This window comes from Priestia sp. JSM ZJ58, assembly GCF_044383985.1.
Classification (GTDB): Bacteria; Bacillota; Bacilli; order Bacillales; family Bacillaceae_H; genus Priestia; species Priestia zanthoxyli.
Map to the genome: position 1 here is coordinate 116,264 of NZ_JBISEM010000005.1, position 22,561 is coordinate 138,824.

Here is a 22,561-nt window from a genome sequence, read left to right on the forward strand (position 1 = left end):
GTCTTCCTCTCCCCTATATCAAATTGAAAACGCTATTATATTCACCGAATGTTTCCCCTCAACATCGGCCATTTCTCTTGCTTGTTAATAACCTCTGGCCATTTCAAGATTTTTCACTTTATCCTTATAGGCTTCTTGTACATGGTGATTTTCAGATACCTCTGCTACTCCTACATGCCACCACGATTCATAACCGTTTGTCATAGTTTTGGGTAGCACTTTAATATCAATTAATGTAGAAGTCTCTTGTTTTTGTGAATCTTCCATTGCCGTTTTTAGTTCTTCAAGAGAGCTTACACGATATGTTTTTACACCGTAGCCTGCGGCGCTGGCTGCAAAATCAATTTTCATCACGTTTCCGTTTAATTTTCCTGTTTCATCGTTGCGATAGCGAAACTCTGTTCCAAAACTCCCCATTCCATTTGACATTTGAAGATTATTAATACATCCAAATCCGGAGTTATCAAACAGTAAAATATTTATCTTTTTTCTTTCTTGAAGGCTTGTAATGAGCTCTGAATGCAGCATTTGATAGCTTCCATCTCCAACCATCGCATACACTTCTTTAGCTGGTTCAGCCAGCTTAACTCCAAGTGCACCTGATACTTCATATCCCATACATGAATATCCATATTCCATATGATAGGTATTGGGTTTATTAGACTTCCACATTCTCTGTAAGTCACCTGGAAGACTTCCAGCTGCACCAACAATGACGGAGTTGTCATCAAGGAGCTTATTCACCTCTCCAATTACTTCTGTTTGCGTTAATTGAGTACCAAGTGATTCTGCATATTCAGCTAAGCTTTCATCTAAATGACCTTTTATTTCTGGAATAAAATCTGCCCCTGTAAAACGTATGCTATGTAGACGCTCTAATTCTGCTTCCCATGCGTCTTTTGCACTTGCAATTTCTGTCGTGTAACCAGACTGATAGCCAATTGACATGAGCTCTTTCCTAAGAGCAAACAACCCTTCTTTTGCATCAGCTACAAGCTTCACGGCATCCAGTTTATTTGCATGAAATTCAGACGTGTTAATAGTAAGAAATTGCACGTCGGGATGTTGAAAAAGCTGTTTAGATGCTGTTGTAAAATCAGTAAATCGAGTGCCTACTCCAATTACTAAATCCGCATCTTTAGCGATTGTATTAGCAGCTGAGTTTCCTGTTACACCTATTCCGCCAAGATTATAGCGATAGTCGCTTTCAACGGCACTTTTCCCAGCTTGAGTTTCTCCAAATGGAATATGGAACTCACTAGCAAATTGTTTTAACTCTTTTGCAGCTTCTGAATACCGAACGCCTCCTCCGCAAATGATGATTGGCTTTTTCTTTGTTTTTATTGCTTGAATTGCATCTGCTAGACTGTCCCTAGTCGGAAGGCGACGCTCAATGCGGTGAACGCGCTTTTGGAAGAAATAAGCTGGAAAGTCCCATGCTTCTCCCTGCACATCTTGAGGCAAACAAATAGTTACAGCTCCCGTATCTGCAGGATTCGTTAACACACGTATCGCATTAATCATAGCTGTCATCAATTGTTCAGGGCGGCTTACGCGATCCCAGTACTTACTCACTGGACGGAAAGCATCGTTTGTAGAAATAGATAAATCATATGACTGTTCAATTTGCTGCAAAACAGGATCAGGCTGTCTAGTTGCAAATACATCGCCGGGAAGCAACAAAACTGGAATGTTATTAGCTGAAGCTGTTGCTGCCGTTGTAACCATATTTGCCGAACCTGGTCCTACTGAAGATGTGCAAGCCATAATCTGCTTTCGATGTTTTTGTTTTGCAAAAGCCATCGCTGCATTGGCCATTCCTTGTTCATTACGTCCTTGATATACATCTAGATTTCCTGGGTCTTCTTCCAAAGCTTGCCCAAGACCTACTACATTTCCGTGCCCGAAAATTGTAAAAATCCCTTTAATAAACTGATGCTGCTTTCCATCAAATTCAACATACTGCTGATTTAAAAACTTCACTAATGCTTGTGCCGTCGTCATTCTAACTGTTTCCATGCTTCTTTCTCCCTTCTAATACTAGATTGCGATTTTAAAAAAGGAAGCATAAGGAATATCTTTAATTCCTGATACCTCCTTTTAAAATGGAATGCGATTTTTAATGAATCACTTACCAGCGCGTTGTTACCATTTTCTTTCTTGTATAAAACTCCACGCCGTCCGTACCATTTGCATGAAGATCACCGTAAAAAGAATCTTTCCAGCCAGAGAATGGGAAGAATGCCATAGGTGCCGGTACCCCTACATTTACTCCTAACATACCAGATTCAATATTTTCACGGAACTCACGTACGCTTGCGCCGCTATCTGTATAAATACAAGCACCGTTTGCAAATCGAGAGTTATTAGCTACTTCAATAGCTTCTTCTAATGTTTTCACACGTACAATAGACAGCACAGGTGCAAAAATTTCATCTTGCCAAATTTTCATTTCTTGCGTAACATGATCAAAAATCGTTGGTCCGACAAAGTAGCCCTTGCCATTTACTGCTGCATCTGTGCGACCGTCACGAATAAGCTCCGCTCCTTCTTGCACGCCTGATTCAATATAGCTGAGCGTACGCTCTTTATGATTTTCACGAATGACTGGTCCTAAGAAGACGTTTTCTTCTAAGCCGTCCCCAATTACAATATCATTTGCTTCCTCTACTAATCTTTCAATTAGCTGATCCGCAATTTCTTCTTGTACAGTAACAACAGATGCTGCCATACAGCGTTCACCTGCTGAACCAAAAGCGGCTCCGATAATTTGTTTTGTTGCTACGTTCAAATCTGCATCATTTAATACAATTGAATGGTTTTTAGCACCGGCTAAAGCTTGAACACGCTTTAAGTTTTCCGTACCTTTTTTGTACACGTACTCAGCTACAGGCTGGGAACCTACAAACGAAATAGCTTTCACTAATTTATGTTCAAGAAGACCGTTTACCACATCATGCGCGCCGTTTACAATATTTAATACACCTTTTGGCAAACCAGCTTCTTCAAACAGCTCAGCTAATCTTGCAGCTAACAGCGGCGTACGCTCAGAAGGCTTTAACACAAATGTATTGCCGCAAGCGATCGCAAGCGGGAACATCCAGCAAGGAACCATCATTGGAAAATTGAACGGTGTAATTCCTCCAATGACGCCAATTGGATAGCGGTACATGCCAGACTCAATATCTGTTGCAATATCAGGAAGCTGTTTCCCCATCATTAACGTAGGAGCTCCTGCCGCGAATTCTACGCATTCAATTCCACGCTGCACTTCACCTCGCGCTTCGTTAAAGCTTTTTCCGTTTTCAACTGTCACTAACTTTGCTAATTCATCCCAGTTATCTACTAATAGCTGCTGATACTTGAATAAAATTCGTGCACGTTTAGGCACAGCTGTTTTTGCCCACCCTTTGAACGCTTCATTTGCTGCTTGCACCGCTTGATCTACGTCTTCTTTTGTAGAAAGAGGTACCTGTGCGATTAATTCACCTGTTGCTGGGTTATACACAGGTTCCGTTTTTGATGCAGCTGATTCAATCCATTGTCCACCAATATAGTTTTTTACTGTTTTTACTGCTGTTTGCGTCATAGAATATCTCTCCCTTTATCTCATTTTAATAAGCTTCTATTCCTTTAATCTCTCAAGATTTTCCCTTTGTTTATTAGGCTTCCTGCAAAACTTCAGTTGCTGTCTCCATAAAGTTGAAGAGCTCAACGCTTGTCGGCATAGCATCTGAACAACTGTGTCTTGAAATGACAATCGAAGCGGAGGCCCCCCCCAATCGCATTGCCTGTGGAATTTCCAGTCCTTGCATCAATCCATAAATAAAGGCTGAAGCATAGGAATCACCAGCACCAAACGTTTTCAGAACTTTTGTTTTAAATATTCCTCCACGGTGAGACTTACCATCTCTTGTATAGGCAATAGATCCTTCTCCACCATGCTTAATCACGACGATTTGAGCATGGTGAGAAAACCAGCGCTCTGCTGTTACTTGATCATTAGATTCTTTATAATTTAAAAGTTTTTCCATCATGTCAAACTCTTCTCGCGTACCAATAATCACATCTGATTTTTCAGCAGCTAAATTAAAATAGACTGCCGTTTCAGCTTCCGATTCCCATGTATATGGACGATAGTCAATATCAAAAAACACTACAACTTCATGCTTGCGTGCGTATTCTAATGCTAGAAATACAGCTTCACGAGAAGGACTTTGTGCAAGAGCAGTTCCAGATATTAAAAGAGCCTTTGACTTCTTAATATATTCTTCTGATACTTCTGTAGGATCTAGTTTTAAATCCGCTACGTTATCTCGATACATTAAGATGCTGCAATCTGTAGGGCTCTTGATTTCCGTAAAAGCAAGCCCCGTTACAGCCCCTGTTTTATCGACAGCAATACTATCTGTATTAATCTTATTTTTTTGAAGATACCCAGTAATGAAGCGGCCCATTTGATCATCTGATACTTTTCCGATAAAACCGGTTTTTAAGCCTAGCCTTGCTGCTCCAATCGCAATATTAGCTGGAGAGCCTCCTACATATTTAGTGAATGTTTTAGTCTCTTCCATTGGACGCTGTGTTTCATTTGCATTTAAATCAATACATAAGCGACCGATAGCGATAAAATCTAACTCACGATTTTCTTTAAAAACAAGCGGATTCATCTTTACTCCTCCTTAGTTAAGCGCTTTCCTAAAAAGGCGAAAAGAGCAAGATATTCTCTTTCAGCCCACATTTCTATCATTAATTCACTGCGTATTTTTTATGTTCAATCTTCACTGGCTGCCCTGATAGTAAAGATTTTTTTGCTGCTTTAGCAATTCGTTCTGCCTGTAATCCATCGTTACCTGTACAAATTACGCTTTGATTTTCCATAATTGCTCTTGCAAACTGTGTTACTTCATCTATATATGCTTGTGTATAGCGTTCAAGGAAGAAATATAGCGGCTTCTCTTTCACTACACTTTCGCCTGTTGATATTTCTACTGTAGTTGGACGGCAATTATCAGCAGTAGCGGAACCTTTTTCACCAAAAACTTCAAGGCGCTGGTCGTAACCGTAGACAGCTTGACGACTGTTATCAATCACGCCTAAAGCTCCGTTTGCAAATTTTAATGACACAATTGCCGTATCTATATCTCCTGCTTCTTCAATAGCAGGATCGATGAGCGTCGTCCCGTAAGCCGATACTTCAATTACTTCACTGTCCATTACATAACGAGCCATATCAAAATCATGAATCATCATATCCATGAACAATCCTCCTGAAGCGCGGACGTATTCTGGACTCGGAGGCTGAGGATCTCTGGAGGTGATTTTTAAAATGTGCGGCTGTCCTACTTCTCCTTGCTGTACAAGATCATGCACTTTTTTAAAGTTGGGATCAAATCGTCGGTTAAAGCCAACTTGAAGCTGTACGCCGTGTTCTTTTACTACTTCTAACGCTTGGATTGTTTCTTCTACTGAAAAACTAACGGGCTTTTCACAGAAAATATGCTTTTTCGCTCGAGCAGCTTCTTCAATAATCGATGCGTGCGTATTCGTTGGCGAACAAATGAAAACGGCATCAATTTCTGAATCTGCTAATAAATCTTGATAATTTGTTGTTAACGTTGAAATTCCTTTACTTGCAGCCCACTCGTGCAAATGATCTACCACTACGTCTGAAACCGCTTTAATTTTTATTTGCGGCATTAATTTTAAATTATCAACATGTAATTTACCTATTCGTCCAGCACCAATTATTCCAATTGTAAGAATCCCCATCTTATTTTCCCCTTTAATTAAAAGTTAAGAAAACATTCGCTCAAACCTATTTTTAGGTTAAGCGCTTTCCTATTTCCAATTATACATACTGTTTTTTGAAATGCAACGTTTTTTATAGATTATTTAGAATATTTGTTTTTTATTCATCTGATTGTACAGTATGAAAAACCTTATTTTTATCTATTTATGCTTAAAATTAAGGGAATTCTCTATATTTAAGTATTCTTATAATAAGGGCAAGTTATTATAATCTTATCTACTACTATTTCCACTGTCGAAATCATTTAATTGAAAATTAGATATATTTAAAATTTTAATTGACGTTTAAAAAATGTAAGCGTATACTTTTTATCAAATAGATTAAGCGCTTAACCAAATTAGTTTGATGTTTTCAACAAAATAATCGATCTGGTGGTGTGGAAAAATGAATGAATTTATTTCCAGAAAAACAGCTCTTGACAGGATTGGGATCCCTTCTCATTTAACGTGGGGATACATAGGTATTATTGTTTTTATGATTGGCGATGGCTTAGAACAAGGATGGTTATCTCCTTATCTTGTAGAAAGAGGTTTAACCATTGAACATGCTGCTTTACTTTTTACCGTTTACGGTATTACGGTCTCTATTTCTTCCTGGTTCTCCGGCGTACTGGTTCAGCTGTGGGGTCCTAGAAAAGCAATGGCATTCGGCTTGATATCCTTTATTATTGGTTCAATTGGATTTATAGGTATAGGACTTCATATTATGAATTACACAATTATATTAATTTGTTATGCTCTTAGAGGATTTGGCTACCCTTTATTTGCTTACTCATTCTTGGTCTGGGTGTCTTACCGCACGCCCCAGGAAATGCTTTCAAAAGCAGTAGGCTGGTTTTGGTTTGTCTTCCAGCTTGGTTTAAGCGTAATCGGAGCTTTTTATTCCAGTTACATGGTTCCTAAAATCGGCGAAATTGCTACCTTGTGGAGTGGTTTACTTTTTGTTTTGATCGGCGGAATCTTTTCAATTATCATGAATAAAGACAGATTTACCGTTCAAAAAGTAAGCGATAACAAAACAAAAGAATTAATGAAAGGGATTACAATTGCATTTGAGAACCCTAAAGTAGGAATCGGTGGAGTTGTAAAGATTATTAACTCCGCTGCTCAATTTGGATTTGTTGTCTTCTTGCCAACCTATATGATGAAACACGATTTCACAATGAGCGAATGGCTTCAAATCTGGGGCACTCTGTTTTTTGTGAATATGGCTTTTAATATTATTTTTGGTATTGTTGGAGATAAATTTGGCTGGGTAAATACAATCAAATGGTTTGGTGGAGTAGGATGCGGAATTGTAACACTCGCTCTTTACTATGTACCTCAATTCGTAGGACATAATTATTGGGTAATGATGATTGTCGCATGCTGTTACGGTGCAACACTAGCAGGATATGTCCCTCTTACAGCGTTAGTGCCTTCCTTAGCTCCGGAGAATAAAGGAGCTGCGATGTCCGTATTGAATTTAGGATCTGGACTTTCTGCTTTTGTAGGCCCTTTAATTGTAACTATTTTCATAGGTCTTTTAGGCACGGGCGGCGTAATCTGGATCTTTGCTTGCCTATATTTCTTTGGAGCTTTTTTAACGGGTTTCCTTACAATTCCAACAGAAACAACAGTCAAAGGCGAAACAATAAACGAAGTCAAAAATCCGGTCTCTCTATAAATATTATTAAGTAAAAAAGCTGCATGTGCCTGGGCACATGCAGCTTTTTCTTTTCTCTGTTTTATAGCTTTTTTACCGACGCACGTTCTACTAGTTCTGGAATAATTGTTATTCGCTGCTTTGCATGCTCTTCTTTTTTCATAGACTTTAACAGCTGTTCGAACGTACTAGTTGCCATCTGCGAAATAGGTTGTTCAATCGTTGTCAAACCAGGCTCAGCAATATCGGCATAAATTGTATTATCAAATCCAATTACCGACAGATCTCCTGGAATTGAAAGCCCCTGCTTTCTTGCCTCATTTATGAGGGATATTCCAATTAAGTCCGTACATGCAAAGACTGCTGTCGGCCTATTAGGCAAAGAAAGCAGCTGTTTACTTGCTCTTCTGCTATCTTCTACTGTTGAATAACAGCTGATAATGGACTGATTTTCTAGTGATAAATTTGCCTCTGTGAGCGCTTGTTTAAATCCTGCTAATCGCCCCTCACTGCTTTTTCTATCTTTTTCAGTGATAATCGTTACCGATTGATGACCTTTTTCTATTAAATACGTACCTGCGATATATCCTCCGCGAACGTTATCAATTGTCACTACATGCGTTGAGATAGAAGGATGATCAACTGAAAACAATACAAGTGGTACATCATGCTTCACAATCTTCTTTACGAGCTTCGTATCATTTAGTTCGGTTGCGATAATAATTCCATCTACTTGCTTTTTGAATAAAAGATCTATGTATTCATGCTCACGTTCTGTTTGATGATCCGTACTGCATAAAAAAAGCGTGTATCCCGCTGCTCTGGCACTATTCTCAAAAGCTCTTGCTACCTCTGCGAAAAAAGGATTAGAGATGTCAGGAACTAGCACGCCAATTGTGTATGTCTTTTTCCCAGTTAACGCAGCTGCAACACTGCTAGGCTGATAATCTAATTCCATCATTACTTCATTTACTTTTTTTATCGTTTTTTCACTAATACGGCCTGTCTGATTGATTACTTTGGATACAGTGGCTATCGATACCCCTGCTTTTTTCGCAACATCGTAAATGGTTGGTTTCACTTTCACTGTTCCTTTCTTCGTGATCTCTTTCCTTATTTTATCACGAAAGTATTCAATCGTTTATTTTAGATATATGCTTTAGCTTTAAAAGAGACATAAAAAAGCTGCTCTACTTGAAACAGCTTTTTTATAAATGATTAATTGTTGTTCAACGATTGCTTGCTCATCCATTCCATTATGGTTGTTGTAGCTCCATTTATTTTAGCGTTGGGTTCATTATTATACAGATATATCCAAGATGAATGCCCGTTATACTGATAGGGCGAACCATCATTATTTTTGTATAAACCCGTGGTGTCATGCACATCTTCAAATAGTGATAAATAAGCATTATTTGCATGGCTTTTCACCAAACGTTCATAAGTTGGAAGAGTGTTAATCGTTGGTGGAAGAACCGTATCATTTTTAGCGGCTACGAACCAAATAGGCGTTTCTTTCATCTTTTCAAGATCTTGATCCGTAATTAATCTATCATTTAGTCCTTCACATACTGGAAATGCTGCTGCAAAATAGTTTGGATAATCACGAATCATAAGCATAGTCATATATCCGCCGTTAGATGCTCCTCCGATATAGATTCTATTGGGATCAATATCAGGATTTTTAGCAACATATTCTTGAATTAGTGCCATCAGTGATTCTTTATAAATCGAAGTTCCATCCGCTTCACCTGTATAACCATCCATCCATTTCGTTGGCGCTTGAGGTACTAAAACGTAGGCGCCTTTAAAATAAGCCTGAGTGTCATTTGTGACAAAGCTAACAGCTTTATTGGCAGATAAGGGAATTGTTGCATCTGTTCCTCCCTCTCCTCCTCCATGCAGCCAAATAATTAACGGATTCTTTTTCTTATCTTTTTTCGGCGCGTAACTTGCGTATGCCAATTCCATATTATGATATATACCTTTTTGAATGGTAAAATCATCTACGAGCTCTCTTTTCTCTCCCTTAAACTGTTTCACTACAAGCCCTGACAACTTTCCTTTTTTTGTTACGATATCTTTTTGCTGGGTAATGGTATATTGACTGTCTATCCATGCATTTAACCCTGTACCATATTCATCATAATTTAGTGGTGCTCCTAATGAAACAGCTGGTCCAACTTCCATTTCTAAAACTGCATATTTTCCAGTATGTACGGCTGGTTGTCCATCTTTATCGGATACATAGGCTTTTTTTATTGTACGATCTCCTTGTTCCAATAAAGACGGTTTTAATCGACTATCACTTCGAGCCACATGCACCTTAAACGTTTCTTTTGTAAGTGAATTGGTTGGAACAGGTTCACCTAAGTCAATAATAATTTTTGTGATCACCGCTCCCCAGTCATATATCTCTGTCACTGTACGATAAGATGTAGCTTTTTCGTGCGCCTGCTTCGCAAGCGCTTCTTTCTCATAAGAGAGTACAATGCCAATTGCTAGACTCCATGTAACAGCCAATAGTACATATTTTTTTAATGTTTGATACATGATGGACTCCTCCTTTTAAATTAGAATAGGAATATTAAAATTCTCTTTCTATCTCGATCATCATGTAATCGCTTACTTACTTGTGTTCTATTTTACGTAACCTCTCTCTCTTTCTACACATAATTATTTTCCGTTACCTAGTGGAAAACTTTGTAACTATATTCCAATAAGCATATTCTATAAGTCCTTGAAAAAATTTTTTTATTTTATGTATAAAAACTATCTATTAATCAAATCATAATCTTAACCTTATAAAAGGAGTTGATTATGATGGCAAACAGCAGAAATAAGAGCAGCAACGAATTAGCAGTACACGGTGCTCAACAAGCAATCGATCAAATGAAGTATGAGATCGCTAGCGAATTTGGCGTAACTCTTGGTCCTGACACAACTGCACGCGCAAACGGCTCAGTAGGCGGAGAAATCACAAAACGCCTTGTGCAAATGGCTGAACAGCAACTTGGCGGCGGACGTTTCTAAATCACTATCATAAGCAATACGGCTGGAGGAAGAGCGAATGACCGTTCTTCCTTTTTCCCATTTTTATATAATGTCTTATCGCGTTCCTTCTCATCTATATGTATCTAAAACAAAATCACTACCCCCATAACGTTCACATCCGGTTATATAAGATTGTCTTTCTCTCACAATAGACTGTGTATAATAAAACATAAAAAGAAGTTCCTTTTATAGGAACTTCTTTTATCTCACTTTATAAATGTGCAAGCTCTTCAGATATCTTTTCGGTCTTTGCTTTGAGCTGTTCTTGCTGACCTTCTAAGTCAGCGATTACAGCTAAAACTTCTGTATTGTTCGGTTCTTCTTCATACTGTTTTAACGTAGCAACAAGAGACTGTGAAACTTTGATGAGCTCTTGATTAACTTCTTGCTGCTGTTTTAAATAGTCAAGTTCATATTCCGTTTTTTCTAGATTTCTCATCGGTCCCCTTCCTTTCGTTAACTAGCTTTTATTTAAGCACACAGCCTTTTATTTTCTCAGTAAGCTACTTCGGCGTTACTTTACTTTATTTTCGTGATTGCCGTATAGCATTTTTTCATTCATTGGGTCAGCTGATCTTTCAGCGGGTGTCACTGTTTGGCCTAGAGCTGAATTGTGTTTATCATGCTCAACGGCGTCTACCATCAGCAAAACTTTTCCGTTTTTAAGATCAGATACATACGAGGAAGCTTCCGCAGCAGGTACACCATATTCGGTTAATTGATTTTCGATTTGATTAACATCTTGATCCATTTTTTCTTCAGACGAAGTAAAAGCATTTTTTATTTTCTCCATAAAGGATTGATGGTGCTTTGAGTGTTGATCTGTATCAACTGTTTGCACATCGATTCCTGCAGAACGCTCAATCACTTCTGTATTTTCATGATGAGGACCACTGTTTGTCAAAACAGAAAGTGCACTGTCCGGATATCCCTGTGTTTTTAAATTTCGAATCGCTGTAATAACGGCCTCTTCTGAATCATACGTACCTACTACATTTTTTGTCATTTTCTATTCCTCCTAGGTATTATCATTTTTTAGCTTGTTATAGTATTAATACCCTTGGATTTTTTGGTAAAACTTTTTAACTTTATCTCTAGCTCTCCTTACAAGGAGAAACCAATAAAATAAAAGACTTAAATCTAACAATTCAAGTCTTTTTCATGATATCAATAGTTTTCGCTATAAAATGGGTGACAGCAAGCGAGATACTGCTTCTTTGAATTTTATAAACAGAGAGCGCTCCTTATATCGTTCAAGTGTTAACTTTGAACTAAACTGTACGTCTTCAAGAAACAGGTTCTGCAACTTTTCCGCAATAGGTTGATCATATACAACTGCATTTACTTCAAAATTAAGGCTGAAACTTCGCGGATCAATATTCGTCGTTCCTACAGAAGACACTTCATTATCTACTACAATCGTTTTAGCATGCAAAAAGCCTTTTTCATAGAGATAAATATTCGCACCGTATGCCAGCAGTTCCCCTACATGAGACCACGTAGCCCAATAAACAAAAGGATGATCAGGTTTGTTTGGAATCATAATATGAATCTCTACTCCAGATAATAAAGCAATTTTACAAGCATCCATAAAGCTTGCGTCAGGAATAAAGTAAGGCGTTTGAAGGTATACACTTTCTTTGGCCGACATAATCAATGAGATATACATGTTTTTCAGGTGCTGGGTAGTCGAATTGGGACCGCTTGCTACAATTTGTACAGGAACTGTTCCAGAATGAGTTTCTGTACGATGCAAAAATTGTTCCAGTTCAATTGGCTGCTTTGTTGCTTGATGCCAATCTAAAATGAATCGCCCTTGAATATCGTTCACTGACTCTCCTTTAATGCGAAAATGAGTGTCTCTCCAATAACCCATTTTTGGATCTAACCCTAAATATTCATCTCCTACGTTAAATCCTCCTATGTATGCTACTTCACCATCGATAATACAAAGCTTTCGATGATTTCGATTGTTAATCCGAAAATTAATTAAGCGAAGAATTGAAGGGAAAAATGCCTGTGCTTCGCCGCCATATGAAATAAGCTCCTTAAAGAATGATGGCGTCATTTTTCTAGATCCTACTTCATCATAAAGAACGCGAACCTTTATGCCTTCTTTTGCTTTTTTTGTTAGCTCATCTCTTAATTTTTTCCCAAGATTATCTCGTTGAATAATATAATATTGAATATTAATTTCTTTTTTAGCATTTCGAATATCCTCAAACAATGCCTCAAATTTTTGATTACCGTCACTGAAGATATCAATTTCGTTGTCGATGCGCACAAGTGACTTAGAAGAATTTAAATTAGTGAACAGCAGTTTATTATGTTGGATTAATAAATCATTTCGATATTCATGGGTCGCTTTAAGCTCTTTTAATTGCTCTTCCACTGAAGATCTTAAATATTCCCGCTCATCAGATGACAATTTATAAAAGTTTTTCTGTTTTAGCTGTCTTCCAAAGAATAGATATACAATAAAACCGACAATTGGTATAAAAAATAAAATAAGAAGCCACGCCCATGTAGATCCTATATCTCTTCGTTCAATGAAAATAAGAATACCGGCTAATAAAATATTAATAGCTGTTACAACAGATACACTTAGTGTAAAGATATGGGCAAATTCCATCCTTTTACTCCTTTCTTTCTATTATATCGCTTTATTAACTCATTCCCTTTTTTAACGTTCTCATTCACTTTACTATACATAACACAGATGGCTTCCTTTTTCATCTTTAGGATCCAAATTTTATTGTTTTTTCTTTTTTGCTACACTAAACATGTGAAATATTTCTTTTTATTGTGTATTAAAAACAAGGGGGGAGATAATTTGTTTTTTTCGTTTATTTTTCTTAGCCTCATCAATGTATTTGTCAGTATTAGCCTGGGGTATATGGCTTATCAATTATTTAGAAAAGCATTTATTGGAGGTATTCTTACGTGTATCCTTGCTTGCAGTGCTCCAATCTTATTTGTATGGCCTTCCCTGTTTTTATCAACGGGCATATCACTTTTTCTCTACTTTCTCATTATTTACTCAAAAAATCACATATCATCTAATATGTAAATAAAAAACACGAAAATCTAAGATTTCCGTGTTTTTTATCTACAAGCTGTATACGTAATAATCCTGCACGTGATATGAATCGAAGCCGCATGTTTCGTAAAGTTGCAAAGCGCGTTTGTTTTTTGCTTCAACCTCAAGAAATACATCATATCCTAGCTGATGCTGCTGTAAAACGACTTGTTTTAAAGCAGCCTTTCCTATTCCTAATTTTTGATAGGAAGGTAAAATACCAAATCCATAAATCCATGCTTCGCTTTTATCATAAGATACCCTTAACTTTCCAACCGCCTGACTATTGTACTCTACGATAAAATGATTTTGCTGTTCTTCCGTTTTCATTTGCCCATAATAAGCAGCTGCTTCTGTTAAAGACATACCAAAGCATTCCATATTAACTTGCATTTCCATTTTCATATCGGTATCTAATAGGGAAGAGCGAAGTGTAACAAAGGGATTATCATCTTCCAATTCTCTCTCTGTCCACTTCATTTGATATTCTGAAAAAGTAAATGAACATGGAATTTTCTTTAAGAACTCCCTGCCTGAAATCGAATCGCCAGGAGCATTTAATAAAATCTCTGTATACTCACGCTTCTTACACATATGTAAAGCTTGAGAAAACAGCTTTGAAAAAATCTTTTTTCGGCGATAGCTAGGATCGACCATTCCGCATATTTCTACTGTATTCCCAAACCCATAAAGACCAATAAATCCAACAAGCTGATTATTTTCATAATAAAAAAAATCGTTAACTTCATTTTGTTTTCGACTTCGTAACATGTCAAAATTCAGCTTCAGCTCTATTTTTTCTTCTTGTTGGCAAATAGACTGTAGCTTTTGTATATCTTCTAGTACATGTTGTTTTAACATACGTATCCTCCTGCATCTCTCTTTTTATTATAAGTTCGGCTTTGTTTAACTTTTTCCTTTCATCTTTAGCGCAATGACCGAATAATTATAGGGTAAAGCACGATCAAAAAGCGCATAGAGTAATTAAACTAAATAGGCGGGGTGCTTATGAAAAAGACCATTTTAATAAGTTTTATTGCACTAGTTGCTTTAACCATTATTTATTGCCTGCAGAAAGAATTTATTTTTGCTTTAGCTTTGTGGAGCATTTATGGGACAGTATTATCAATTTTTGTATATTTTTCTTTTCATAAATCAACGGAAGATCGCGAGGGTGAGTAACAATAGCGCTATTAAAAGGTCTGTGAAATAAACCTTTTTACAGACCTTTCGTAAATTTACAACTAGGATGCATGTTGGTAACAATTTAGAAACAAGTATTCTTTATTCTTAGTGTTATAGAAAAAGATATAACCTATTTCACTAAGGAGTTGGATATTCGCATGAAGACAATTACAAAATCTATATCGGTTTTTGCATTAGCAGCTGGCTTTACTTTTTCATCTCTATCTGGAACACTGCCATTCACTCACGAGCAAACAGCAAGTGCAGCAGAAAAAATAAACGCACCGTTCAGCGTATATGAAGTGACAGCAAACGTACTCAATATACGTTCAAAACCTAGCACTCAGGGAAAGATTCTTGATACATTAAGAAAAAAAGATCAAATTGAAGTAGTCAAGTTTGTAAATGCAGACTGGGCTGCCATTAAAATAATTGGCGGCACCGGATATATCAGTACTTCCTATTTAATGAAAGTCCCTACTATTGTTCATACAGCTGCTAACCTTAATTTACGCACAGGGCCTAGCACAAGCAACAAAGTTGTAACAACTGTTCCTAGAGGAAAAAGCGTCAGCTTCTTAGCTTGGGGCTACTCAAAAGATAACAAGCTTTCATTTGATTGGGCTTTTGTAGAATACAACGGCTTTAAAGGATATGTAAGCACTTCGTACTTACAGTTACCTAGTTATAGATAAAAATAGATAACTCCCTTGAATTATTTCAAGGGAGTTTATTTATGGACACCTTATTAATAGTGCCCTGCCCATGAAGCACCGATGATGATTAGTAAAATAAATAGCACAACGATTAACGCAAAGCTACTTCCGTGACCTGCTCCGTATCCATAACCATAACCTCCGTAAAAACTCATTTTCTTTCACCTCCCTTTTTTGTAGAATATGTGAAGGGAAATGAAAACGAACATGAGTATTCTTTATCACAAAATTCATTATAATTTATAAGCGATAACTCTTTTACTAGTAAGGCATAGGATATAGCATCCCGTGGTTCATCTCTACATCTTTCCCTCGTTCCAACTTTTAAAGTAAGGGTATATTCCAGCAATACAAAAAAAGAAGAGTTTATATAACTCTTCTTTTTTATTGAACTGGATTATCAACTTGCATGTAGTCATTATAATATTCTTCTAACGTAATTCCTTTTTTATACACTTTAGAGGCGAGTTCTTTTCCGACAAATCGTATATGCCACGGCTCATATTTATAACCTGTAATCTGCTGCTTTCCCTCTGGATAGCGAACAATGTATCCATATTTATATGAATTTCTTTCAATCCATTTGGCTTCAGGAGTATCTTTAAAACAATCTTGAGCCGCACACTTACCTGTGCTGCTTGATACATCTATACTTAAACCAGTCTGATGCTCACTGCTGCCTGGATGGGCGCTATAATGACTGGCTGCCGCTTCTCCATCTTGCTTTATGTACGCTTGATAAAGAGATTCCTGGCGAATTTGAGAACGATAAGCGGAAACACCGGCTAGGTAAATCCCTTCTCGTTCAGCAGCTGAAAACATTCTTTCTAACGCTTTTGCTGCTTCTGTACGCATTTGTCGCTTTTCAATTTTTTCTTTAAATATAAACCGAACGTCTGGGTATACAAGGTCAGCGGGTTCATAGTGATCAGGAAGAAGATTTTGCTTATTTACTAGCACGGCAATGGATTCGGGGTTCCCAACAACTTCTATGCTATTTTGCTTCTGTTTAGAAGAAGATAAAGGATTATGATCAGACGTGTTCAAATGATCGTCGTGCCGAAATAATCCCTGATAGCCTAGATACGAGAATCCTGCGATCACACCCAGCACTATTAGTAATGCTATTTTTTTATAAAATTTCATATTTCTATACTCCTGACATAATTTAAGCTTTTTAAGACACTCAAACATTGTATATAAATTAAGAAATAATTACTAATATAACAAACTAATTCCTACTATAAATTTCAGTATGCCCCGACCTATTTTTTTCAAACGTTTATTTTAAGCATAAAAAAAGAGATGTCTTCTAAAAGACATCTCTTCTTACTTCTATTCTATAAGACTAGTATTAGTCGATAACTGTAATTTTAACTGATCTTCTGCCCCAGTCTTGTGCAGCACTATCTGAAGAAACGAATACGTCAATTCGATTTCCTTTAATTGCGCCACCCGTATCTGCCGCTACAGCTTGACCATAACCTTCAACGTATACTTTTGAACCTAATGGAATAACGCTAGGATCAACCGCAATTACTCGTTGATTTGGATTTGATTTTAAATTTACTCCAGTAGCTGTCGTACCACTGCATCCAGCACAGTTAGCTGTATAAGCTGTTGCTTCAACAGTCATAGACTTGCCGCTAGCTTGCTGTTGAGACTGCTGTTGTTGCTGAGCTTGTTGTTGTTGCTGTTGAGCTGCTTGTTCTTTTTGTGCCTGCTCTTGGGCTGCCTGTGCTTGTGCTGCTGCTTGAGCTTGCTCTTGTTCTTTTTGCGCTTGCTCTTGGGCTGCCTGTGCTTGTGCTGCTGCTTGAGCTTGCTCTTGTTCTTTTTGCGCTTGCTCTTGGGCTGCCTGTGCTTGTGCTGCTGCTTGAGCTTGCTCTTGTTCTTTTTGTGCTTGTTCTTGTGCTGCTACTTGAGCTTGCTCTTGTTCTTTTTGTGCTTGTTCTTGTGCTGCTACTTGAGCTTGCTCTTGTTCTTTTTGTGCTTGCTCTTGGGCTGCTGCTTGAGCTTGCTCTTGTTCTTTTTGTGCTTGCTCTTGGGCTGCTACTTGAGCTTGCTCTTGTTCTTTTTGTGCTTGCTCTTGGGCTGCTTGTTCTTGCTGAGCTTGTGCCGTTTGAGACTGCTGCACTTGTGGAGCTGCCTTTGCTACTGGCGCACTAGCTGTTTGAGATTGAGCTGCTTGTGCCGCTTTAATTTTAAATTGTTCTCCAGGGAAAACTAAGTCTGATGTTAAACCGTTCCATTCTTTAATTTCTTCTACTGTTACGCCATAATGTTGACCGATTGACCACAAAGTGTCACCACGTTTTACAGTATGTACGATTTCTTTTATGCTAGATAAGTTTAGTGTCTGATTTGGATAAATTAGTGTTGATGTTAAGTTATTAGCATCTTTTAGCTCGTCTACGCTCACATTATGATTTTGAGCGATTTTCCATAAAGTGTCACCTTTTTGTACTTCATACGTTCCGCTTGTAGAGGCAGATGCTGCACCTACAAATCCTGCTGAAAGAATTGCCGTTGTCCCTAGAGTAAATACAAATTTCTTCATTTTCCGAATACCTCCTTATTTACTCAATGACTGAATGATACCACCTGTTCATTTCACTTCCATTACAGGAATATTTTACTTTTATTACGGATTTAATTAATTTTAAACATTTTCTTGTAATATTTCTGACAATTCATTTTTGAATAATGATTAAATTTCATCAAAATCATGTCAAAATTTGAAGAAAACTCTATAAAAAGTTGGAGTTGTATTCGGTGATAAAAGTAACTTATCAGCAAAAAAAACCTTCTAAAAGCTAACTGCTTTTAGAAGGTTTTTTTACTTATATGAAACAGTTAAAGTTGGAGCATATGCAGGATTGTCGCCCCCATAAATTTCAACTACGTCACTTAAAAAGTCCGCTGAACCTGAGCTTGACAAGCGAAACTGAGTTTTGCCGTTCCTATTCATATATCCCAAAAGTGAGGAAGGAAGTTGAATAGTTGTATATCCATTATCGAGTGAAGGCACTGACATTTGGAAGGCCGCTGAAATAGATGGTGAGGCCTGGTAATCTATTTGTTCTAAAGCACTGCTAGTTCCAAATACACCGCTTTTAATATCGCCTTTCAAAGATGAAATATTACCAGTTGAAGATTTGCGATAAATTTTCAAAGATACATCCGTAATACTTGCATCATCAGGTAAAGAGCTTGTATCAAAAGATAAAATGGTTCGGTATGTGTCGGTATTGTACATTCCCTTATCCCCAATTTTATGAATAGAACTACTCATACCGTCAGCTGATAAATTTCCGATAAATCCATCTTCAGCAGCAAGCGAAGAAAATACTGAGGATTTCTCTGAAGTTCCAGAAATTTGATAAACTTCCGTCTTTACTCCCTCTTGATTACCCGCAGCGTCTACACTAAAAAATTTTATTGTTTTGCTAGAGTTGATGCTAATAGGCTCAGAATACTTTAGAGAATTAACAGTTGGTGTACTTCCATCTAATGTATAGTAAGTGGTGGCAGGTTCATTGGGTGATAATGTGACAGAAACAGAACTTCCATACGTTCCTCCCGCTGGTGAAGCAGCTGTAACCGGCGGGGATATATCTCCTGGATTAGAAGCGTCACCATTCTTCGGATGATTTTTAAAAAAGTTCCAACTTAATTTAGTTGCATTTGGCCCTTTAGGATCTGTATAAGAACCGGATGTACTTCCCCCTGACCAAGCATGTCCCATTCCTTCTATCATGTACTTTTCCATTACTGTTTTTCCTGCTGTATCTTTGTAAATATATTGCGTATAGCTTCTTCCACCAGATACTGTACCTGGTAAAGTTTGATCTGCCGTATCATCAATATTGTTATTATCCAGTCCATCAGACGCTCTATCATTTGTTTGAGCCCATTGCGATAGTATTTGATGCGCATTTATAGGGGCAACAGTGTAGTCAGCTGTCCCATGAAACAAAATAACCGGAACCACTCGCTTATGCTCTCCCATGGCTGAATAGGCTAAATCTCCTTGTTGGATAGGATTAGGACCTCCACTGCTCATTGCTGTATAAGCACCTGTTACACTAGTGGCTGCTTTATATTCTAAGCCCGCCCCAACGCTGATAGCCGCAAATATGTCTGGATAAGTAGCTCCCATAATAACACTCATAGCTGCACCAGCAGATAGCCCTCCAACAAAGACTTGGTCGGCATCTATTGAATAACTGCTTTTTATTTGATTGACCATTCCAGCAATTAACGCTGGTTCACCGCTTCCCCTTGATTGATGAGCAGTATCAAACCAGTTCCAACACTTATTTGAATTAGCAGAAGAGGGCTGTTCTGGATAGAGGACAAAGAACTTCTCTGTTTCTGCCAGTGCATTCATTTGTGTTCCTGCTGCAAATTGATCAGGGTCTTGAGTACAGCCATGTAGCATAACTACTAGAGGTAAGGCAGCACCTCCCTGATAACTGCTAGGTACGTACAGTTTGTATGTTCTTCCGTTATATGTTTTAGAGGTAAAACTTCCTGCGGCTGAAGAAGATACAGCACCTAAAGATAAAAAAAGCATAAAAATCATCCCTGCTATAAATAATCGTTTCATCTTCCTGCTTCCTCCTTATATTGATATGGTTATACTTAGCAGCAAACGTACATATCGGTATGGTATGGAAATGAATAAGAGTTACTAGTAAGATGATAGCAAGGTTTTATGTAATAAAATTTATATTGACTGCACGATTTGCCTACAGTTATGAGGACAAATAAAATCATTCATCTCCAAATAAAGAAAACGCTTACATAAAATTGTAAACGATTGTGTCGATAAATACTATAAAAAAGACATACCTTTTAAAAATAGGCCGGTATGTCTTCTATGGATTGCTTACTTAAGTATTCATATTGTGACTCGCTGCAATTTACCATAGCAATGGATTGAGGATAACGCTGTAAATGAGAAGGGAGCTCCTTAAACCCAAACTGATGATAATATTCAGGAAGAATATCGCTATAAAGCATAAAAATAGCGCTGCGCTTCTCTATCTTCATCTTTTTAAAAAAGTCTTCAAGCATATCTCGGCCATACCCCATTCGTTGATAAAGCTGATGAACAACAACGGACCCAATACCATGCAAAGCAAACTTTAATCGAGGAGTTTGTAAAAGAAGCAAAATAAATGAACCAATAATTTGATTCTCTTCATTTACATATACATACCGAATTCCATATGTTTCTTCTTTTTGATTATCTCTAACATACTCTTTGTACGTCCTGCCTTTAGGCCATGCCGCATATCCCATTTGATAGACTTCTGCCAATTCTTCAGACTTTATTTTTCTTAATAACATGAACATCCCCTCTTTATTTATAATCCCATACGTCAGCAGACATTTTTTATAGAGTTAAAAATTGTTCCTGTATGTATATATTATACTTCATCCTACGGAAGCTTTCTTGCTCGGAGTACTATTAACAGCTAATATGTAGGCTGCTTTCTCAAAAAACTAGAAAGATTCCTGATAGTTGTTCTTCACCCATATCAGTCATATATGTAAAGATACTCTTTATCATTCCATAAAAACATAGAGATGTAAATATATTTCCAGCTTCACTTAACATTCATTATGTATCACCTATCAAAAAAGAGATTGGGCCATAACGAAATGAATGCAATCTAAAGACGAACAACCCGGATAAATAACCTGGGATGCTTGTTCCGCCGCTGTTGCTTTACGTGCAAGGCTTCGCTTTCCGCGAGCGGGCGATGGAGCCTTGCCCTCCAACCAACAGCTAGAAGCACCTCATACTGAAACCTACGTTCACCATGACCATTAAAAAACACGAACTATCTATTTTTGATAGATAGTTCGTGTTCAACGTTAACTAAACTGCTTTTGTCCCAGCATCTTTATAGTAAAAGTAATCATCATTTTTAAGCTTTTTCGTTCTCTACATACTCCACTAGATGAAAGAAAAAGCGATATGTAAGAACAAGAGCTTCACCTATTGACATTTTTTCATCAAACTCTTTTATAGCATCTAACTCAATATTCACATCCCATAATCCATCTTTATCATTAAATAAAAGCTGGACGCTTGTTGGGCTTTCATTAAGCTCTTTAGCAAAAAATTGTTTTAGTACAGAACCGAATTTTTTTTGCATATGTAACCCCGTTAATACTTTATATGTGCCAAACACATCATCCACTTCAAAAGAACATCCATCAAGCTTAATAAATTCAAACCATTTTGATTCTACATATAGAAATTCACTTCTGTGTTCTTTTAAGTAAGAAAGAGGAGTATCTAAAAACGAAAGAGGAGATTCTTCTGCGATCAGCTCGTCCGTTTCTTTATCTACTCTTTCGATATAAGAATCTTTAAAACGTGAAGATGCCTCTTTTTCTTCTATCATCAGGTTTTGCGGCACCAACTCTTTTTGCAACGCATATTCCTTTTCTTCTTGATATAGAGATAAAGATTGACCTTGAACGTTCATTTCTTTTTCAATATAAGTTTGAATATTACTTTGTAACATAAAAAACCTCCTGATTAATCTGCATCACTATCTTATATCATAACCTAAACAAGTGTTTATAAATATAGCCAAACAAAAAATCCTTAGGCTATGCCTAAGGATAGTAATAATATATTCAAGTATGTATAAAAGATAATTTGGTTGCGGGGACAGGATTTGAACCTGCGACCTTCGGGTTATGAGCCCGACGAGCTACCGAACTGCTCCACCCCGCGATAATAAAAATGCCTGGCAACGTCCTACTCTCACAGGGACAAAGTCCCAACTACCATTGGCGCTAAAGAGCTTAACTTCCGTGTTCGGTATGGGAACGGGTGTGACCTCTTCGCTATCGCCACCAGACAAGAGATTGTTCTCTCAAAACTAGGTAACAGTTTGCTGAGTAAAGCTTACGCTTTTAAAGTTTGGTTAAGTCCTCGATCGATTAGTATCAGTCAGCTACACATGTCGCCACGCTTCCACCTCTGACCTATCAACCTGATCATCTTTCAGGGATCTTACTAGCTTGCGCTATGGGAAATCTCAT

The 22,561-nt window shown here is 37.5% G+C and carries 20 protein-coding genes, 1 tRNA gene and 2 rRNA genes; 4 read left to right on the forward strand and 19 right to left on the reverse strand.

All coding sequences use genetic code 11. From position 1 onward, the window contains the following. Positions 1-84 precede the first annotated feature (84 nt). The 4 genes from iolD to iolG form a co-directional block, all read right to left on the reverse strand. Positions 85-2,019 carry a 3D-(3,5/4)-trihydroxycyclohexane-1,2-dione acylhydrolase (decyclizing) gene (gene iolD / locus ACH6EI_RS25465; RefSeq protein WP_098112823.1) on the reverse strand — a complete coding sequence of 645 codons (1,935 nt, stop codon included), beginning with the start codon at positions 2,017-2,019 and terminating at the stop codon, positions 85-87. A gap of 112 nt (positions 2,020-2,131) precedes the next feature. Next, on the reverse strand, positions 2,132-3,589 hold the full coding sequence (locus ACH6EI_RS25470; RefSeq protein ID WP_028414349.1) for a CoA-acylating methylmalonate-semialdehyde dehydrogenase: 1,458 nt from the start codon (positions 3,587-3,589) through the stop codon (positions 2,132-2,134). Positions 3,590-3,662: 73 nt separating this feature from the next. After that, entirely contained in the window at positions 3,663-4,670 is a 1,008-nt protein-coding gene (gene iolC / locus ACH6EI_RS25475; protein ID WP_028414350.1) for a 5-dehydro-2-deoxygluconokinase, read from the reverse strand. A 79-nt stretch (positions 4,671-4,749) separates the two neighbouring features. Then, positions 4,750-5,772 carry an inositol 2-dehydrogenase gene (gene iolG / locus ACH6EI_RS25480; protein ID WP_028414351.1) on the reverse strand — a complete coding sequence of 341 codons (1,023 nt, stop codon included), beginning with the start codon at positions 5,770-5,772 and terminating at the stop codon, positions 4,750-4,752. A gap of 424 nt (positions 5,773-6,196) precedes the next feature. On the opposite strand from iolG, the gene ACH6EI_RS25485 reads away from it, so the two are divergent. Next, positions 6,197-7,477 (forward strand): MFS transporter, encoded by a 1,281-nt coding sequence (locus ACH6EI_RS25485; RefSeq protein WP_033580688.1) that lies wholly within the window; start codon positions 6,197-6,199, stop codon positions 7,475-7,477. Between the two features lie 61 nt (positions 7,478-7,538). On the opposite strand, the gene ACH6EI_RS25490 is transcribed toward ACH6EI_RS25485, so the two are convergent. Next, complete coding sequence (locus tag ACH6EI_RS25490) at positions 7,539-8,537, reverse strand: LacI family DNA-binding transcriptional regulator (protein WP_028414353.1); 999 nt, start codon at positions 8,535-8,537, stop codon at positions 7,539-7,541. Positions 8,538-8,674: 137 nt separating this feature from the next. Further along, positions 8,675-10,009, reverse strand: coding sequence for a prolyl oligopeptidase family serine peptidase (locus ACH6EI_RS25495; RefSeq protein WP_028414354.1), 1,335 nt, complete (start codon positions 10,007-10,009; stop codon positions 8,675-8,677). A 270-nt stretch (positions 10,010-10,279) separates the two neighbouring features. Here ACH6EI_RS25495 and ACH6EI_RS25500 point away from each other — a divergent pair, with 270 nt between their 5' ends. Beyond that, positions 10,280-10,489 carry an alpha/beta-type small acid-soluble spore protein gene (locus tag ACH6EI_RS25500; RefSeq protein WP_016762907.1) on the forward strand — a complete coding sequence of 70 codons (210 nt, stop codon included), beginning with the start codon at positions 10,280-10,282 and terminating at the stop codon, positions 10,487-10,489. Between the two features lie 232 nt (positions 10,490-10,721). Here the strand turns inward: ACH6EI_RS25500 and ACH6EI_RS25505 are convergent, their stop codons facing one another. The 4 genes from ACH6EI_RS25505 to ACH6EI_RS25520 all read right to left on the reverse strand — a co-directional run bounded on the left by ACH6EI_RS25505 (position 10,722) and on the right by ACH6EI_RS25520 (position 14,450). Beyond that, positions 10,722-10,949: a hypothetical protein gene (locus tag ACH6EI_RS25505; RefSeq protein ID WP_108674378.1), complete on the reverse strand. Its 228-nt coding sequence runs from the start codon at positions 10,947-10,949 to the stop codon at positions 10,722-10,724. A gap of 75 nt (positions 10,950-11,024) precedes the next feature. Next, positions 11,025-11,516, reverse strand: a complete 492-nt coding sequence (locus ACH6EI_RS25510) for a YflT domain-containing protein (protein ID WP_108674377.1) — start codon at positions 11,514-11,516, stop codon at positions 11,025-11,027. Between the two features lie 174 nt (positions 11,517-11,690). Continuing rightward, on the reverse strand, positions 11,691-13,142 hold the full coding sequence (gene cls / locus ACH6EI_RS25515; RefSeq protein WP_108674376.1) for a cardiolipin synthase: 1,452 nt from the start codon (positions 13,140-13,142) through the stop codon (positions 11,691-11,693). A gap of 477 nt (positions 13,143-13,619) precedes the next feature. Continuing rightward, positions 13,620-14,450: a GNAT family N-acetyltransferase gene (locus ACH6EI_RS25520; protein WP_397378375.1), complete on the reverse strand. Its 831-nt coding sequence runs from the start codon at positions 14,448-14,450 to the stop codon at positions 13,620-13,622. A 147-nt stretch (positions 14,451-14,597) separates the two neighbouring features. Here ACH6EI_RS25520 and ACH6EI_RS25525 point away from each other — a divergent pair, with 147 nt between their 5' ends. Both ACH6EI_RS25525 and ACH6EI_RS25530 read left to right on the forward strand, forming a co-directional pair. Further along, positions 14,598-14,771, forward strand: coding sequence for a hypothetical protein (locus tag ACH6EI_RS25525; protein ID WP_165573906.1), 174 nt, complete (start codon positions 14,598-14,600; stop codon positions 14,769-14,771). Between the two features lie 161 nt (positions 14,772-14,932). Beyond that, positions 14,933-15,469 carry an SH3 domain-containing protein gene (locus ACH6EI_RS25530; protein WP_028414359.1) on the forward strand — a complete coding sequence of 179 codons (537 nt, stop codon included), beginning with the start codon at positions 14,933-14,935 and terminating at the stop codon, positions 15,467-15,469. 53 nt (positions 15,470-15,522) lie between these two features. Here ACH6EI_RS25530 and ACH6EI_RS25535 read toward each other — a convergent pair whose 3' ends face one another. The 9 genes from ACH6EI_RS25535 to ACH6EI_RS25575 form a co-directional block, all read right to left on the reverse strand. Beyond that, positions 15,523-15,645, reverse strand: a complete 123-nt coding sequence (locus tag ACH6EI_RS25535) for a YjcZ family sporulation protein (RefSeq protein WP_074682883.1) — start codon at positions 15,643-15,645, stop codon at positions 15,523-15,525. Positions 15,646-15,874: 229 nt separating this feature from the next. Further along, positions 15,875-16,636: a M15 family metallopeptidase gene (locus tag ACH6EI_RS25540; RefSeq protein ID WP_028414360.1), complete on the reverse strand. Its 762-nt coding sequence runs from the start codon at positions 16,634-16,636 to the stop codon at positions 15,875-15,877. Between the two features lie 208 nt (positions 16,637-16,844). Next, on the reverse strand, positions 16,845-18,047 hold the full coding sequence (locus tag ACH6EI_RS25545; protein WP_275953741.1) for a 3D domain-containing protein: 1,203 nt from the start codon (positions 18,045-18,047) through the stop codon (positions 16,845-16,847). Positions 18,048-18,326: 279 nt separating this feature from the next. Then, entirely contained in the window at positions 18,327-20,099 is a 1,773-nt protein-coding gene (locus tag ACH6EI_RS25550) for an extracellular catalytic domain type 1 short-chain-length polyhydroxyalkanoate depolymerase (RefSeq protein ID WP_028412729.1), read from the reverse strand. A gap of 248 nt (positions 20,100-20,347) precedes the next feature. After that, the gene (locus tag ACH6EI_RS25555) at positions 20,348-20,845 is read right to left on the reverse strand and encodes a GNAT family N-acetyltransferase (RefSeq protein WP_013055206.1); all 498 of its coding nucleotides are present in this window, start codon (positions 20,843-20,845) and stop codon (positions 20,348-20,350) included. Positions 20,846-21,429: 584 nt separating this feature from the next. Further along, positions 21,430-22,035: a hypothetical protein gene (locus ACH6EI_RS25560; protein WP_028412728.1), complete on the reverse strand. Its 606-nt coding sequence runs from the start codon at positions 22,033-22,035 to the stop codon at positions 21,430-21,432. Positions 22,036-22,173: 138 nt separating this feature from the next. Continuing rightward, positions 22,174-22,250: transfer RNA gene (locus tag ACH6EI_RS25565), tRNA-Met, on the reverse strand. Between the two features lie 11 nt (positions 22,251-22,261). Beyond that, positions 22,262-22,377, reverse strand: a 5S ribosomal RNA gene (gene rrf / locus ACH6EI_RS25570). A gap of 62 nt (positions 22,378-22,439) precedes the next feature. After that, positions 22,440-22,561: ribosomal RNA gene (locus ACH6EI_RS25575) — 23S ribosomal RNA — on the reverse strand; the annotation flags it as partial.